Source organism: Shewanella frigidimarina, from assembly GCF_003797125.1.
Classification (GTDB): domain Bacteria; phylum Pseudomonadota; class Gammaproteobacteria; order Enterobacterales; family Shewanellaceae; genus Shewanella; species Shewanella frigidimarina.
Map to the genome: position 1 here is coordinate 49,867 of NZ_RKKE01000011.1, position 16,606 is coordinate 66,472.

At 41.0% G+C, this 16,606-nt stretch carries 12 protein-coding genes and 1 tRNA gene; 6 read left to right on the forward strand and 7 right to left on the reverse strand.

The window, feature by feature from the left end:
* Positions 1 to 35 precede the first annotated feature (35 nt).
* The 3 genes from EGC86_RS19930 to argC are packed head-to-tail and all read right to left on the reverse strand — an operon-like array spanning position 36 to position 2,746.
* Positions 36 to 941, reverse strand: a complete 906-nt coding sequence (locus EGC86_RS19930; RefSeq protein WP_011635683.1) for an ornithine carbamoyltransferase — start codon at positions 939 to 941, stop codon at positions 36 to 38.
* Between the two features lie 14 nt (positions 942 to 955).
* Entirely contained in the window at positions 956 to 1,735 is a 780-nt protein-coding gene (gene argB / locus EGC86_RS19935; RefSeq protein ID WP_059745932.1) for an acetylglutamate kinase, read from the reverse strand.
* A 30-nt stretch (positions 1,736 to 1,765) separates the two neighbouring features.
* Positions 1,766 to 2,746, reverse strand: coding sequence for an N-acetyl-gamma-glutamyl-phosphate reductase (gene argC / locus EGC86_RS19940; RefSeq protein ID WP_123778797.1), 981 nt, complete (start codon positions 2,744 to 2,746; stop codon positions 1,766 to 1,768).
* A 263-nt stretch (positions 2,747 to 3,009) separates the two neighbouring features.
* On the opposite strand from argC, the gene argE reads away from it, so the two are divergent.
* From argE to EGC86_RS19955, 3 genes are all read left to right on the forward strand, one after another.
* Positions 3,010 to 4,161, forward strand: a complete 1,152-nt coding sequence (gene argE, locus EGC86_RS19945; protein ID WP_123778798.1) for an acetylornithine deacetylase — start codon at positions 3,010 to 3,012, stop codon at positions 4,159 to 4,161.
* Positions 4,162 to 4,314: 153 nt separating this feature from the next.
* Positions 4,315 to 6,963, forward strand: a complete 2,649-nt coding sequence (gene ppc / locus EGC86_RS19950) for a phosphoenolpyruvate carboxylase (RefSeq protein ID WP_123778799.1) — start codon at positions 4,315 to 4,317, stop codon at positions 6,961 to 6,963.
* The gene (locus EGC86_RS19955) at positions 6,960 to 7,499 is read left to right on the forward strand and encodes a YceB family lipoprotein (RefSeq protein ID WP_123778800.1); all 540 of its coding nucleotides are present in this window, start codon (positions 6,960 to 6,962) and stop codon (positions 7,497 to 7,499) included. The genes ppc and EGC86_RS19955 overlap by 4 nt, the downstream gene beginning before the upstream one ends.
* Before the next feature lie 62 nt (positions 7,500 to 7,561).
* Here the strand turns inward: EGC86_RS19955 and EGC86_RS19960 are convergent, their stop codons facing one another.
* Both EGC86_RS19960 and EGC86_RS19965 read right to left on the reverse strand, forming a co-directional pair.
* Positions 7,562 to 8,017, reverse strand: a complete 456-nt coding sequence (locus EGC86_RS19960; RefSeq protein WP_123778801.1) for an LPP20 family lipoprotein — start codon at positions 8,015 to 8,017, stop codon at positions 7,562 to 7,564.
* A 69-nt stretch (positions 8,018 to 8,086) separates the two neighbouring features.
* The gene (locus EGC86_RS19965; protein ID WP_123778802.1) at positions 8,087 to 8,866 is read right to left on the reverse strand and encodes a hypothetical protein; all 780 of its coding nucleotides are present in this window, start codon (positions 8,864 to 8,866) and stop codon (positions 8,087 to 8,089) included.
* A 616-nt stretch (positions 8,867 to 9,482) separates the two neighbouring features.
* Between EGC86_RS19965 and EGC86_RS19970 the strand changes: the two genes are divergently transcribed.
* From EGC86_RS19970 to EGC86_RS19980, 3 genes are all read left to right on the forward strand, one after another.
* Positions 9,483 to 10,211 (forward strand): flagellar basal body L-ring protein FlgH, encoded by a 729-nt coding sequence (locus tag EGC86_RS19970; RefSeq protein ID WP_123778803.1) that lies wholly within the window; start codon positions 9,483 to 9,485, stop codon positions 10,209 to 10,211.
* A 3-nt stretch (positions 10,212 to 10,214) separates the two neighbouring features.
* Positions 10,215 to 11,399 (forward strand): flagellar assembly protein T N-terminal domain-containing protein, encoded by a 1,185-nt coding sequence (locus EGC86_RS19975; protein WP_123778804.1) that lies wholly within the window; start codon positions 10,215 to 10,217, stop codon positions 11,397 to 11,399.
* A 149-nt stretch (positions 11,400 to 11,548) separates the two neighbouring features.
* On the forward strand, positions 11,549 to 14,608 hold the full coding sequence (locus EGC86_RS19980; RefSeq protein WP_123778805.1) for a DUF2339 domain-containing protein: 3,060 nt from the start codon (positions 11,549 to 11,551) through the stop codon (positions 14,606 to 14,608).
* A 49-nt stretch (positions 14,609 to 14,657) separates the two neighbouring features.
* On the opposite strand, the gene EGC86_RS19985 is transcribed toward EGC86_RS19980, so the two are convergent.
* Together EGC86_RS19985 and EGC86_RS19990 are read right to left on the reverse strand one after the other, a co-directional pair.
* Complete coding sequence (locus tag EGC86_RS19985; RefSeq protein WP_123778806.1) at positions 14,658 to 15,932, reverse strand: CinA family nicotinamide mononucleotide deamidase-related protein; 1,275 nt, start codon at positions 15,930 to 15,932, stop codon at positions 14,658 to 14,660.
* A gap of 556 nt (positions 15,933 to 16,488) precedes the next feature.
* A tRNA-Asp gene (locus EGC86_RS19990) sits at positions 16,489 to 16,565 on the reverse strand.
* Positions 16,566 to 16,606 lie beyond the last annotated feature (41 nt).

Consider the following 16,606-nt stretch of genomic DNA (forward strand, 5'->3'; position numbering starts at 1 on the left):
TTGTCTTAATCTTCTGAATAACTTTAATAAGGTGACTAACTTAATAAGGTCACTAATACTGCATTTTGTGCATGCATTCGGTTTTCTGCTTGATGTAAAATCAATGAACCTTCGCCATCCATCACTTCATCTGTCACTTCCACACCACGATGTGCTGGTAAGCAATGCATAAAGAATTTTGCGCCAGCTTGAGCCATTAGTTCGCTATTAACTTGGTACGGTGCAAAACGGGCTTTAATATCAGCAAGCGGTGTTTCATCACCCATAGAAATCCAAGTGTCGGTGTAAATAGCATCATGGCCTTCAATGGCATTAATGTCAGCGCTTAGGGTTAACTTGCCGCCATTTTGCTTTGCTAACGCTTGTGCTTCAGTCACGATTAGCGCATCAGGGAATGCCCCTTCAGGACAAATCACTGTCATGGTCATGCCTAAAATCGCTGCACCATAAATCAATGAATGAGTGACGTTATTACCATCACCAACATAAGCCAGTTTTGCTTGGCTTACATCATCAAACTGCTCAGCTAATGTTAAAAAGTCAGCTAAAGCTTGGCATGGGTGATACAAGTCAGATAAAGCATTAATGACCGGTACGCTGCCATGTTGAGCTAATTGCTCGATGGTGGTGTGCGAGTATGTTCTTGCCACAATAGCATCGGCCCAGCATGAAATATTTGTCGCAAAATCAGCTACTGTTTCACGCTGACCTAACGCGCCATTTTGTTGGTCTAAGTATAAGCAGTGACCACCTAATTTATTAATGCCAATGTCAAAGCTGACTCGGGTGCGCAGTGAAGGCTTTTCAAACAACATCACAACGCTTTTACCATCTAAAGCACGACGGTACTCAGCGGGGTTATTCTTAATTTTTTTAGCCAGATCAATGATGGCTAAAAGCTGAGATTGAGTTAACTCTTTTATCGACAATAGGTGCTGCATATACTACTACTCCATTAAGGTTGTATTTGAGTCCCGACGGACCCACCTTTGACTAAGGTTTTTAACTGTTCGGCATCGCGCCATGAAGCAACTTGCACGGGTTTACCCATCCATTGAGCAACTTCCAATGCGGCTTCTACTTTGACTTTCATCCCTTTTTCAATCACCCCTTGGGCAACAAGATGTTCGATTTCGCTTTTGTTTAAACTATGAATTAATTGACCTTTACCATCTAATACACCCGATACGTCTGACAATAACACTAACGTACCGTTAACTAATTTGGCTAAGGCTGTTGCGGCTTGATCTGCGTTGACGTTTAACATTTCGCCTTGGCTAGAAATGGCAATCGAGCTACAAATTGGCATCCAACCTTGGCTTAAAATAAAGTTTAAGTAGGTGGCGTCTTTTGGCTCAACTTCGCCCACGAGTCCTAAACGTTCATCTTTGATTTTTGCAGTAACAACATTGCCGTCGCCTAAGCTCATGCCTACACTAACAATGCCTGCTTTTGCAGCTGCTGCTTGTAAAATTTTGTTTGAGGTACCTGCTAGCGCGCCAACAATAATAGGAATTTGATCTTCTGGCGTAACACGTAACCCGTCTAATTTAACTGTTTCTTTGCCGTTAGCGGTTAATTGCTCATCAACCAAACAACCACCACCATGGACTAATATGACTTGTTGACCCGCTGCAAGCATTTCGGCTGCTGCTGCCATTAAACGCGCCATGCCCATTTCGCATTGAAGTAACGCACCACCGACTTTTAAGACTAATACTGATTTTGTAGCCATTATTTTTATTCCTTCACTAATGCGAGTTAATTACACACCGAAATGGATTTTAATGCACTGTAGCCCTTGGCTAGCAGCACCTTTCATTAAATTGTCTATCGCACTGGCGACCACTAAATAACCGCTGTTGGCATCATACTTCCAACCTAAATGACAATTGGGGGTGTTAACCACATCATCAACTTTAGGGAATTGATTGTGCTTTACCGTCACAATTGGCGCGTTGTCGTACACGCTATATGCTTTAGCGACATCGGCTTCTGTGGTACCTGGTTTTAGTTGCACGGTAATCGTTGCCAAAATACCACGCTTAAAGTTGCCTAAATGCGGCGTAAAAATGACTTCTTGACCTAAATGTGTCGCTATCTCAGGCTGATGCCTGTGGCCCAATACACCGTATGGTGTAAGGCTAACTTCGCAGAAACTGGTATGTAACTGTGCTTTACGGCCTGCACCTGTTACACCACTAACGGCATTAATGACTGGGTACATTTCAGTTAAGAATGGTTTAAGCGGTTTTAGTGCAGTAAGTGATGCCGTAGGATAACAACCTGGTACGGCAATCATTCTTGTTTGTTTAATTTGTTCGCTATTCCACTCTGCTAAACCGTACACCGCCTGAGCCAATACATCAGGGTGAGTATGTTCAAAACCGTACCATTTAGGATACTGCGCCACATCGGCAAAACGGTATGCACCACTTAAGTCAAATACCGCTAAACCTTGCTGGTAAAACCATGCAGCAAGCTCTAGGCTGACTGAATGCTCAGTCGCTAAAACCACGGCATCGGCTTCGGCAACAATTGTCTTTTTAGCGTCATCAGATAACGGCGAAAGCGTATAAGCCATGTGGCTGTATGTAGGATAAAGGTCGGCTAATTTACGGCCTTTATCTAAACTGTTTTCCGACACATACAACCCTTGAACGCTGAAGTTGCAGTCTGCGTTAATTAACGAGGTAATTTGTGCACCGGTATAACCACTGGCGCCAATAATTGCGATGCTTTTCATAAGTTTGTTTTCTTTTTAAATAATGAGAGAAAGTGTCAGCATAGCCTATTTAGACGGGGGCCGCCTAATTTTGAACTATCGTCGCAGGAAGTTCGCGTTGATTATTGATATAGTGGTTTTAGCAGTTAGAAAGCACATGTTTATTTTCATTTCTATCGTTCTATTTATGGTGTCGGTTAATGCTGTTTGCTAGACTATCACACAATATTAATTATGCAATATATGTGAATAAGTATTTTACATTTTATTTTTTAGGATAACCCATGAGCACACTACCAGATCTAAAAAGTTGTTTTACACAGCTGATTGCAGCACCATCAGTCAGTGCACTCGAAGCAGAACACGATATGAGTAATCATGCAGTTATCAACTTGTTGCAGAATTGGTTCAGTGAACTGGGTTTTGAATGCGAAACCCCCACGGTCGAAGACTCGCGTAATAAACAGAACCTGATTGCCAGAATAGGCAGCGGCAGTGGTGGGCTTTTACTTGCGGGCCATACAGATACAGTGCCCTTTGATGAAGGCCGTTGGAGCCAAAGTCCATTTGAGATGGTTGAAAAAGACAATCGTTGGTACGGCTTAGGCACTTGCGACATGAAGGGATTTTTTGCGTTGGTACTCGAAGCATTAAAAGACATGCCGTTGGATCAGTTCAAACGTCCGCTGACTATTTTTGCTAGTGCAGATGAAGAAACCACCATGAGCGGCGCTAAAGCATTTGCCGATTCAAAAGTTGTTGCGCCTGATTACGCGGTTATTGGTGAACCCACCAGCTTAAAGCCTGTCTATATGCATAAGGGACATTTAGCCCAAGGGATCCGCGTAATTGGCCGTAGTGGCCATTCGTCTGATCCTGCTCGCGGCTTAAATGCTATTGAAGTGATGCATAAAGTCATTAGCCAATTAATGAAGCTAAAGCAGCACTTAAGCGAGAACTATCGCGAAGATGCGTTTACTGTACCCTACCCAACCATGAACTTTGGCCATATTCATGGCGGTGATGCCGCGAACCGTATTTGTGGTTGCTGCGATTTGCATTTAGATATTCGTCCTTTACCCGGAATGGAGTTAGCGGATCTGGAATTAATGGTATTGAACTACTTATCTGACATCAGTAAAGAGTATCCTGGCAGTATAAGTGTCAGTACTTTGTACCCAGGCGCAGAATCGTTTGCAGGAAAAGCAGATAATCCATGGACCAAACTCGTTGCAGAATTGTCTGGCAACGAAGCAGAAGTGGTCAACTATTCGACTGAAGCACCTTATATCAACAAACTAGGTTGCCAAACCTTAGTACTTGGCCCAGGTAGCATTAATCAAGCCCACCAGCCAGATGAATTTATTGACCTAGAATACTTAACGCCAACGGTAGAATTGATCAAAAAAATGATTTTTCATGCCTGCATTAAGTAAACATTAATAATCAGTGACATTTTTACGCAAAATGTAACTTTTTTACGAAATAAAATTACAAAATACAGTGCCTGCGTATTGACCGATTTTGATACGCTGGGTATTGTGATGTAAGAGTTATTGGCAGAATCGTTCTTTTTTTCGGGAGTAAGTATGACAGAGCAAACGGCAGATATGTATGCGTCACTTCGATCAAATGTGGGGCATTTAGGCCAGATATTAGGCGAAACAATGCAAAACCATTTAGGTGATGCATTTTTAGAAAAAGTAGAACAAATTCGAATTTTAGCAAAAAAATCTCGCCAGGGTGACGAAGCCTCTCGCGAGCAAATGTTGGCATTATTAACCGCTTTACCAGACGAAGAACTGGTTCCTTTCGCCAAAGCCTTCAACCAATTTTTAAACTTAGCCAATATCGCAGAACAATTTCACACCATTAGCCGTAATTGCGACGAACTCGTGTGTGTGCCCGATCCAGTAGAGCAACTACTTGGACGCATGCTTGATACTGATTTAGACAAAAAAGATGTGATTAAGAGCTTAAAAAACTTAGACATCGATTTAGTATTAACCGCGCATCCAACCGAGATTTCACGCCGCACGCTAATTCAAAAATATGCGGCAGTGGTTGATTGCTTAACGGAACAAGAAAACAGCCAACTGACTGAACGCGAACGCCAACAAAGCACTCTGCGTCTGCGTCAGCTTATTGCGCAAATTTGGCACACCAACGAAATTCGTAACGAACGCCCAACTCCTGTAGATGAAGCGCGTTGGGGTTTAAGCACTATCGAAACGTCTTTGTGGCAAGCTATTCCTGACTTTCTGCGTCAATTGAATGATCAAGTTGAGCAAAAGACCGGCCAGCAATTACCTATTGATGTCTCTCCGGTGAGATTTTCAAGCTGGATGGGCGGAGACCGCGACGGAAATCCGTTTGTAACGTCTCTCGTCACCCAAGAAGTACTCGATCGCAATCGTCATGCAGCAGCAAGATTGTACTTAAAAGATATTGTGAGCTTGCTTGGCGAATTGTCGATGGAACAAGCGAATGCTGAATTATCAGCGTTAACAGATAACAGTAAAGAACCGTACCGCGATGTGTTACGCAAATTACGCTGCCAATTACATGGCACCATCGATTACCTTAACGCACGTCTTGAAGGTAAAAAACCTGACGTTGATACCAGCGAGCTAATTTGGCATAAATCAGATTTGCTTGAACCGCTTGAACTGCTTTATAAGAGTTTGACCGATTGTGGTATGAAGCTTATTGCTAATGGCCTGTTACTCGACATCTTACGTCGTTTAGCGTGTTTTGGTATTCACATGTTACGCCTAGATATTCGCCAAGATGCTACCCGCCATAGTGACGTGATTGCTGAACTGACTCGTTATTTGGGTATGGGTGATTACAACCATTGGGACGAAAATGAAAAACAAGCGTTTTTACTGCGCGAGTTAACCAGTAAACGTCCACTGATCCCAACAAATTGGAAACCGACGGATGATGTCGCTGAAGTTGTCAGAACCTGCAACTTAGTCGCCCAGCAGCCTGTTAATGCACTGGGCTCTTATGTGATATCAATGGCCAGCAAGCCATCTGACGTATTAACCGTATTATTACTGCTAAAAGAAGCCGGTTGCACTAATCCAATGCGCGTAGTGCCATTATTCGAAACCCTCGCTGACTTAGAGGGTGCCGCTGACTGTATGACTTCGCTACTGAATATTGATTGGTATCGTGGTTACACTAAAGGCATGCAAGAAGTGATGATTGGTTATTCTGACTCAGCTAAAGATGCCGGCGTAATGGCAGCTGCCTGGGCGCAGTATCGTGCACAAGAGCAGTTAGTTGCTGTGTGTAAAAAAGCTGACGTTAAATTAATGTTGTTCCATGGTCGTGGCGGTTCTATCGGTCGTGGGGGCGGACCTGCTCATAAAGCTATTTTATCGCAACCACCAGGTTCGGTAGATGGTCGCATCCGTGTGACAGAACAAGGCGAAATGATCCGCTTTAAGTTTGGCTTACCAAAATTAGCGGTACAAAGTTTAGCGCTATATACCTCAGCGGTATTAGAAGCGACATTGTTACCACCACCGGAGCCTAAAAAATCATGGCGTGATTGCATGCAGCGTATTGCTGAAGAGTCAGTACTGCATTATCGCGGAATCGTACGTGAAGAACCTGACTTTGTTGAGTATTTTAGATCCGCTACTCCTGAAGTTGAGCTCGGTAAATTGCCATTAGGCAGTCGCCCTGCTAAACGTAAAGTTGATGGTGGTATTGAAAGCTTACGCGCTATTCCGTGGATTTTTGCTTGGTCACAAAACCGCTTAATGTTACCTGCTTGGCTTGGTGCGGGTGAAGCACTACAAGATGCGGCAGATCGCGGCGAGTTGGAATTATTGCGTGAAATGGAAGAGCAATGGCCTTTCTTTGAAACCCGTATTTCAATGCTCGAAATGGTCTACACCAAAGCAGAACCTAACTTAGCCAAGTACTACGAGCTATGTTTAGTGAAGCCAGAGTTACATCATTTAGGTGAGAAGTTACGTCAACGTCTGCAATTGGGTATTGAAGCAGTATTATCATTAACCCAAGCGACAGAGTTAATGTCACATACGCCTTGGAGCCGTGAGTCTGTTAAACTGCGCAACCCTTACATAGATCCACTTAACTTCTTACAAACCGAGCTATTAGCCCGTACACGTAGAGAAGTTGAACCGTCTGCAGATGTTCAGCTAGCACTTATGCTGACCATTGCCGGCGTTGCAGCAGGAATGAGAAACACTGGATGATAACCTTGGTTAAAACCCTTGGACTTGGATTGTTATTGTTACTGACTGGCTGTGCCAGTCAGTACAGCATCACCGAGTCTGAAATTGAGCAGTACCTTAATAAAGACATGAATTTTGAGGTAAAACAGGGCAACAAGTTAATTGGTGTATCGCTTAAGCTAAATGATATGCAGGTCGTGTTGGGCGCTAAGCCAAATACAATGGCAGTGACAGCAGCAACAATGATCACAGTTAACAACCCACTTTTACCGATCCATGCAAAACTGAAAACGACTTTTGAGGCAGTGCCTTGGTATGACAGTAATACCAAGAGTGTCTATCTTCGACAGTTAACCTTAGCGAAAGTTGAGTCTGAACCCGCTGATATTGAACGCTACATCAGCCAGGCAACACCACAACTAATGGGATTTTTACGTAATTATCTTGAAAACCAGCCAGTGTATACCTTAGACACTCGCGACAGTAATCAAGCGCTAATGGCTAAAATGACCAAAGAAATTGCCGTACAACGGGGCAAACTGGTGGTTAAGTTTTAAAGTTATTTTCGTAGTAACAGAAAGCACCTTCCGAGGTGCTTTTTTGTTGCAGCTTTTAAACACTAAAAATTCTGTGCTGGTTCTATCACCAAAATACTATTTTGCTGTGGGTTTTCAGATTGCTCATACAAATCCCAAACTAACTTATAATCAAGTTCCAATTCAGTAACATAAAATCCATCAACCGGATAAGTTTTCACGACTCTAGCCCCTTTAATCAAGCCTGAAACCATTATTTGAGTATCGCTATTACTCATTGCCCAGTCATGCACAGCTGTGTTTGATTTTAACTGCAAACCATACACCTGTTCAGTGAGCTCACGATAAGCCAAAATTTTTGATGACTCCATCGCCATTAATAGTTGTTCACTACGACGCTCAGCAGGTTGGCGGTCAATCGGGGCATACCCTACAGCCGTGAGTACCGGGTAAACGCTAGGACGATATTGATTAGAACTACTTTGAAATAAGCTACAACCACTTAGCAGTATGCAGCCAGCTATGAGTAATATTCTCATGTATAAATCGCTCTGTTGACGCGCAAATTAGAAATAACATCATCAGCCATCAGCCATGTGATGCTTGAGTTATTGTGTATCGATATTGTCATCTGTTTCAGACGACACTAATCCCGTATCGGCGACTAAATCTTTGGATGTGTAACCGGTGAAATAATCCATACCGAGTTCAAGAGCCGCCGCACCGACGCCAATATAGCCAGAGTACAACATTCCACCTAACAATTTGGATGCAGGGCTAATATCTGTATCTGTGGATATTTGGTAGATGTCAGACAAAATAGGGATATGGTTTAATATATTAATCGAATCAAATAAATCATTGCCATCTAGGCCCTCTTCACCAAATGAAAACGAATACATATCATCAAGAGTGCTTGAGGCTTCGTCGGTAGCGGCTATCTCATCATGTATAATGCCCACTGTTGATTGTAATGGATTACCCGTTTGAACCGCTGTCGATACTGAAGAAACGGCCGAAGACACTTCACTAGTCAACGTGGTACTGTTAAGCATACTCGCTTGTAACGAAGACAATAACTCTTGTTGCATTTGTGAGACTAAATCATCAGATATGGCTAACGACAATAAACTTTCCTTTCCTAAACCGGTTTGCTGCAACAGCTGGTCTTGAAGACTTTCAACAGACAGCACTTCAATATTTGACAGGTTAGTTAAGGATGAATCAAGAGCCTCAGAACCTGATGACAGTGAGTTAAGCAATGCGCCAAAAGTGCTTTTACCAAGGCCGTTGTCTGCAATAGCATCTTGCTGATCGGTAATAGGCTTCACAGTGCTTGCTGTTGTAGCAGCGGTTACAGCAGTATCTAACGAATTGATTAAGGACAAAATGAATTCCCAATTAAAGCTAATAGTTGTTGATATTTATTGGTTAAATATCCTTCGAAATAAAAACGTGGTGTTGACCGAGACTAATAGATTATGGCCTTGTACTTTACCGTGCCAATTATGAATAATCTCTCTCTGTAAAACTTTAAGATTTCATAACCCTTCAATATTTAATTTAAAAAATAAAATAATGGAAATAAATAACTCATACTGCACACAATATTAACTTACAAAAAATTAACTTACACAGTGCTGTAAAATCATATTAATTTTAATGTTGATGATAATTATTAACGTTAAATTCCTATCCTAAGTTTAAATAAAAAACCGAACCTATTGAACAAAGACAAGGTATTCAATTTACTACGAAATAATTAAGCGTGATCAATGCATCAATAAATGAAAAGCTGTATAGAAAACAATGTGACACACAACCAATTTTCAGCAAGAACATATAGATACGAATACATAATAAATCAATACAAAGTAAATATAAGTAAAGATTAGTAAACACAAGTAAAAGGAGGTAAACATCAAGAAGAAAGCACTTTTTGCATAAAAAATAGCATAAAATCATCATTAAATTAAATCGTCGATAACTTTGAGAATAATAAAAATGAATAAATCATTGTCATTTATCTTAGTATTTCTAACGTTTCTGTCCGCTTGTTCAACAACCGAAGTTACGGAAATAAAAAGTCCCACAAAAGAAAATACTACCATTAGTGTTATTGAAGACAGTGAAGAAATAATTAAGGGCGACCCTCGCTATCGTCCTGTTAGAAATAATAATATTCGACAAGCCCCACAAGTCACTGGTTCCATATTTAATCCTAATAATATCTATAGTATTTATCAAAACAATAATCGTTATGAAGTCGGCGACATGATAATGATTAAACTTAATGAAGAAATGACATCTAAAAAGTCGATCAGCTACCAAAGAGATAACAGCAACGAATTTACACTGTCGCCTTCGATTACCGCAGGCAGCATTAATATTAATAGCGATAACCTAGATGCCGACTACAGCCAAGAAAAAAGCTTTGATAGTTCAGCAGAAAGTAACCAAAATAACTATTTATCAGGAACTATTACTGTCTCGGTAAGAGAAAAGCTCCCCAATGGCAATTTGATTGTTGCTGGTGAAAAATGGCTTAAGCTCAATAAAGGTGATGAATATATCAGATTTTCTGGCGAAATAAGAGTCACTGACGTTGCTGCCGATCACTCCATTGAATCAAACATGGTTGGTAATGCTATCATTGAAGTCAGTGTGAAAGGCGACCAGCAAGACAACCAAGATCCTTCACTTATCAGTAAATTACTCAATATTTTCGGTTAACTAATGATCAAGCTGTTATTTGTTTTCGGGCTATTATTAATGCCTTTGATGGCACAAGCTCAATGGTATATTGGCCAAGCATCGATGGCCGTAAATGACGATGATTACAATGATGTACGTAAAAAAGTCATTGAAAAAGCAATAGAAAATGCTTCATTGCAGGCCAATAGTTTTGTTAAAATAGAATCCACGGTTACCGATGGTATTTTAAGCCAGAGCTCAAGCAGCATTCAGTCTGAGCATCAAATCAGTGAGATAAAAATCCTTAATGAATCAATTAAAAACGACATCTTAACCATTAATGTCAAAGTGAATCTAAAATCGAGCCTAAATTGCACTAAAGATCGCTACCTTAAACAACTTATTGTTGCTCAATTTCCACTATTAACCCCAGCGCAAGCTACTACTGGGGATGTATTTAGCCTGCCTTTTCATGTTGTTTCTCGCTTTAAAAACGAGTTAATTAATCAACCTAACGTATTTGTCGAAGAACTGATCCCAGAAATGGTCTTTAAACCCGAAATAGATATGGATACGGTCGATTTAAAAGCGGTAAAAAGCATTTCTCACTCACTTAATAGCCAATATCAAAGCCAATATTTGGTCTTTGGTTATATACGTGACATTGGCCTATTTAATGAAACAAAATCAGGACTACTAAGTAAAACAACGACACCAAAGCGCAACTTTACGATAAAAGTGTTTATGTACGACAGGATCAGTGACAGTATTTTAGTTGAAAGCGAGTACCACGGTGAGGGCGACTGGAGCTTTGACTCTTTTGGTCGAGTTGATTTAGCCAATAGCTTATTTTGGCGCAGTGATTATGGCAAAACTATTATTGATACGCTGTTTAACGCAGCAAAAGATATTAACGAAACGTTAAGCTGTGAAGCCACAAAGGCAACAGTAATCAATAAAGACGATCAATATATTACGATTAATATTGGCACTCTACACGGCGTAAATAAAGGTGATGTATTTCAATATATCAAACTCAATAGCATTACATTAAACCACACAGTACTCTCTACCTTGATGCCACCAACCGAACCCACTATCCTAAAAGTAGTTCAAGTCAGTAACAAGATCAGCTTGCTACAAGTGCCTCTTGATGCGGATCCTAATGGCATGAAACAGCATCAAATCGATCTCTATGACGTAGTGACAACCGTACCGCAAAAGTAGTGCTCATTTAACATATTCACACCAGTGAGCAATCGAATGCGCCCACCGTATTTATCTCAAGTATCAGAAAACTGAACGTTTCCTAATCAATAATAACCACGTACAATAACTTGGCAATATTGGAGTGCATAATAATCATGGGATAAATGATGCCGTTAATGGATGACGTAGCAAAATTAAAAGCGCAGCTGGCTGAGTTAGTCTCACAACAAGGTGCACAACAAGCCGATGTAAATCAGCAGTTAGCGAAATTCGGCCAGCAACTTGATGCTTTGGCCCTGCAAGTACAAGCACAAAATAACAATGAACAACACATTAGCTTGGCTGGCGAAAACTTACATGTTCCTGTGTATGAGAGTCGAGCAAACGATTCGAGCGGCAATATCGTTGCCGATAAACCTCAATACTCTTCTTCCGCTTGGGAACGCCAACCGTTAGACACAAATCATTCAGCGTCAGCGCCATCCATAACTGCGCAACAAACCTCGATAGTCACAAAGTCACCAGCCAGACGAAGTGCGCTAAGTGCTATGGTCTCTCAATTAGCTGAAGCTATTGGCGAATTCAGTGCATCTGCACTTGCACCATTGTCTGGGTTAACCGAACAAGCAAAAAGCTTTTATCAACATTACCAAGCGAAGGGTTTAGGTGCTGTATTTTTGATGACCGTTGCCGGCATCATTACGCTGACACTTGGGTTTGGTTACTTATTACAGTTTTCTATTAACAACTGGTTTTCAGAGCTGGGTAAAGCGTTATTAGGTTTAGGCGTAGCAAATAGCATTATTATCGGTGGTGTGTTCATTCGACAAAAACGACCGGGCATGCAAGATTTTGGTTCAGGGCTTGTTGGTCTTGGGCTTATTCTTAACTACTTGTGTTTGTATTTCTTAGGGCCGTATTTTCAGCTTATTCCCGATACAGCCTGCTTTGGTCTGCTGTTACTCAACACCGTTTTTGGTTATGGTTTATCATTTAAACTCGACACCAAAGTGGTGGCCATTGTCGCCTTACTTGGTGGTTCACTTGCGCCATTGATGTTACTTGATGGTGGTCAAACACCATTATTGTACCTGCCGTATTTAATGCTTATCGGTATCTGCTCGATGGTACAAAGCCACAAATTAGTTTGGCCGATACTCATCGAAATAACTGCATTACTCCATATCGCTTGCATACAAATACTCAGCTTATTTATTCAATTGCCGCTATCTGTCATTGATTGGCAAACCGGCTTAGCATTATTGATGATCAATGGGCTCTTCTACCTCTACGGTATTGCCAGCTTATTATTTGTCATCAAGTCTGCGTTAACACCAAGACTGCTAGCGGTTCCAATCGCACTCATGGTTTTTACTCTCTACACCCTAACGGAATGGAGTATTTTTGCTGGTGAGCTATTTGCACTTAATGCATTGCTGTGTGGCTTGTTATATTGGGTAATTAAACGCGATAAAGATATTAGTGCACTTGCCTTGGCTTTTGCCGGAAGCTTTGCTGGTTTTGCCGCACTGTTTTTACTCAGCGTCGAACTGATGGGATTAGTGTTGTTATTAGAGGGATTATTGTTACTGTGGATTGGCTGTAAACAACAATTTAACCCTATTAGAGCAGAAGCTTATGTCTTGCTGATACTGGGCATAATCAGCAGTTTTGCTAACGTATTTGATGTACTAACCCTGCCACACTATGACAATAATGGCTTATTAGGGTATCAAGCATTATTGAGCTTATCGATGGCACTTACCTGTGCAATGACTTTTGCAGCACAAAAGCTTCTTAGCCGCCATCAAGCTGATTTAATGACATTTGAGCACCTAGCTGTACGGTTTATCCGAGAGTTACTTGGAGTGCTTTATACGGTTACCTTATTACTCATTAGCTTCTTTATCACTGAGCAATATTGGCTTAATACATTGCCATTAATAAGCTTATTACTACTGTACATGAGTGCTAAACACACCCTACGCTTTAGCGAAGTATTAGCCTGGATAGTGCAACTGCCTCTACTAGGATTAGTGATTATTGGCATGGTAGACGCCAATAGCTTGAGTTTTGCAGACCAAGCTATGAACGCTAAGTTAGCCCGTATCGAGCTCTTTACCGGATTGTTACTCGCGTATTATTGGTACAAAAAATATTACGCCGACGCTAAGTTAATCCGCTTTGCTTACTATGTTCAGTTGGCATGTTATTTAGCCTTACCATTGCTGCTATTACCTAAAATCGTTCGTAGTTATCCAGACTATATTGCTATCGCATTATGGGTAAGCAGCCTCATGAGCTTAGGATTAGCATACCTTGTTAATCACAAGAGTCTTCGCTATGAGTCGCAAATACTGACGGTATTAGCAACCATGGTTACAGCAGCAATGTGTCTCGCAGAACTGTGGCAAGGACTAATCGCATTGGTGATTGGTTTATCATTTATTGGGCTCATTAGCTGGCGTTATACTCAGTTACCTGAGAAGTGGCAGCAAATGACTACGCTTCAATGGCATATTGGTCCATATTATATTGCCTTAGTAATCGCTGTATTGAGTCAAACAGTTACGAACCTAATCCACCCATCATGGGCAATTACTGCTTTAATTATTTGCACATATTTCAGTGTGATTACCGAAAGAAGCACTCGTATAGGTCGACATTTAAAGCAGGCCTTAGCACCTAGTTATAGCTTGGCTTACACGGCAATCTTTATCTGTGCCATTTTACCTATTGTGCTTCACAGTGAAACACAGCTGACGTTAAACATTAATAGCTTACTGATTAATTTAGCAGAGTTTGGAGTGCTTATTTTATTAGCTCGATATTTACTAACCGCTAAGTTAGGCATTAGAGCACACAGAAAAATAGTCTCTCACAACGCACTAAAATGGGCATGGCATGCTTTATTAGTAATAAGCTATTTACTCTGGAGTTACCAATTAGACACCAGCATGGCTGGGCCAATGAGTGCAGTGTTATTAGTAGTACATGCAAGTGCGGTGATGTTTATCAGTTTGAGACCTCAACAAGCAAGCCTCGTCAGGTTAGCGGCATTACTATTTACTTTAGCGTGTATCAAAGTGATTTTTGTAGATATGGCGTCATTTGAATTAATTCAAAAAATCGTCGCCTTTATTTTGATTGGAGTGATTTTACTAACGGTTGCTTACTTTTATCAAAAAGCGAAAAACAATCAATTTCCTGAAGACCTTACAGCCTAGTCATTAAATCTAGCTTGCTTATAACAGTGATAAGCAAGCTAGAATAAACTTACTTGGCGAACCGAGGTATTGACGGATAATCAACAATAACGGCTTCTTCAAGTAATGCACGACGAAGCATATCGTAAGCAATTGCCGTACTCATACTTCTTACAAGCTGGCGTGATCGTTTAGGTAACTTCACCATTTGGCTATATACACCGTGTTTAGTTGCTAATGCTATTGCAACTGTTCCAACAGGTTTGTCATCAGATCCTCCATCAGGGCCTGCAATACCACTAGTGGCTAATGCAAAATCACTGTCTAAAATGCCTCGAACACCTTGCGCCATTGCTTCAACAGTAGGAATAGATACTGCACCATGATCATCTAAGATCTGTGGATTAACGCCCAGCACTTTCACTTTAGACTCATTACTGTAAGTCACTAAACCATGATGCAAGTACGAAGAGCTACCTGCAAAATCGATCAATTGACTGGTGATCATGCCACCAGTACAAGACTCTGCCACACTAAGGCTAAAACCAGACTGGTATAATCGATGATGGATCTCTGCTGCTAATGTTGGGCGATTTTCAGCAACAACCGCACAACCTAATAAAGCTTTAACCTGCTTTGTTACATCAGGTAACTGACGAATAGCTTTATCACCACGAGCAAATATCTTAATTTCAATGTGTGGCATTGAGGAACGATAACCTAACTCAATTCCAGCTGGTAAAGTGATCTCTGATAGAGTATCCGCTAAAGATGACTCTCCATGACCAATAGTAAGTAATTTTTCTAAAGCTGACTTTTCTTGAACACCAAACTCTTCAGTAATAAATGGAATAAATTGCTCGGTGATCATGTGCTTTAATTCAAAAGGCACACCTGGTGTAAAGAATAACCACGCATTATTCAACTTAACTCTAAAGCCGCATGCTGTTCCGACAGGATTATCAACCATCACAGCAGAAGCTGGTAACCAAGCTTGCTTCAAATTACTCTTAGCCATTACACGATTATTACGGGTAAACCAATCTTCTAAATGTTCACGCCATTGTACATTTTCGACAAGTTCTTCGCCTTTAGCTTTCGCCATGGCTAATGCAGACATATCATCACTAGTAGGCCCCAAACCACCATTAACGATAATGACATCAGCATGCTTACTACGCTCTTGGAATGCGGCAACGAGGTCATCCATCCGATCGCCAACTGTCACTCGATGTTGCATCTCAATGCCTAATTCCATCAAGGTATTAGCAACCCAAGCAGCATTGGTATCCACTATCTGACCAGATAGTACCTCTTCACCAGTACAAATCATTTCTAACTTCATTGTTATTCCTTATCCCATGCTATTGGCACTTAAGTTAGGGGACCAATATGTGAATGGCAAGAAAATAGATCGTATTTATAGAAAATTAACTAATAAGTAGCTGAATGAATTACAACAACTCAACATGAATATATCAAAATAGAGAAATTGAGCGTTTAGCTGAAGATTTAATGTATGAACAATTTACCTTTAAACAAAGGGGGAGATACAAAATAAATTCTAAGCATTGTCGATAAGCTTAGTGGACCAGCTGATTTGTACTGCTGTGTTGATTTTTACATACGAAAAAGGCCTTTGCATTGCTGCAAAGGCCTCATCTTACTTTAGCGGAACAGACGCTGTCTGCAATCAAAAAAATGAACCCGCTACCCAGATGACAGTTCACTTGCTGATTCTTGAGCGTTTACAATCCCCATAAATGGGAGAATGCCAGGCAATGTCAGAAACAGAGCAGGTCCAACTGAACGAATGCTCTGCTTATAGCTGTCCATCGAGGAAATATTCACAAATTTTAGATACAAAAAAACCTCGTCGTTAGACGAGGCTTCTATGTAATTGGCGGAGCGGACGGGACTCGAACCCGCGACCCCCGGCGTGACAGGCCGGTATTCTAACCAACTGAACTACCGCTCCTTTAGCAAATTGCTTGCGCACGATGCTAAATGCTTTTTAAG

Coding starts and splice junctions, on each gene's coding strand:
- argE (WP_123778798.1), top strand. CDS start 3,010: ATGAGCACACTACCAGATCTAAAAAGTTGTTTTACACAGCTGATTGCA.
- EGC86_RS19970 (WP_123778803.1), top strand. CDS start 9,483: ATGAATAAATCATTGTCATTTATCTTAGTATTTCTAACGTTTCTGTCC.
- EGC86_RS19975 (WP_123778804.1), top strand. CDS start 10,215: ATGATCAAGCTGTTATTTGTTTTCGGGCTATTATTAATGCCTTTGATG.
- EGC86_RS19960 (WP_123778801.1), bottom strand. CDS start 8,017: ATGAGAATATTACTCATAGCTGGCTGCATACTGCTAAGTGGTTGTAGC.
- argB (WP_059745932.1), bottom strand. CDS start 1,735: ATGGCTACAAAATCAGTATTAGTCTTAAAAGTCGGTGGTGCGTTACTT.
- EGC86_RS19985 (WP_123778806.1), bottom strand. CDS start 15,932: ATGAAGTTAGAAATGATTTGTACTGGTGAAGAGGTACTATCTGGTCAG.
- EGC86_RS19930 (WP_011635683.1), bottom strand. CDS start 941: ATGCAGCACCTATTGTCGATAAAAGAGTTAACTCAATCTCAGCTTTTA.
- argC (WP_123778797.1), bottom strand. CDS start 2,746: ATGAAAAGCATCGCAATTATTGGCGCCAGTGGTTATACCGGTGCACAA.
- EGC86_RS19980 (WP_123778805.1), top strand. CDS start 11,549: ATGCCGTTAATGGATGACGTAGCAAAATTAAAAGCGCAGCTGGCTGAG.
- EGC86_RS19955 (WP_123778800.1), top strand. CDS start 6,960: ATGATAACCTTGGTTAAAACCCTTGGACTTGGATTGTTATTGTTACTG.
- ppc (WP_123778799.1), top strand. CDS start 4,315: ATGACAGAGCAAACGGCAGATATGTATGCGTCACTTCGATCAAATGTG.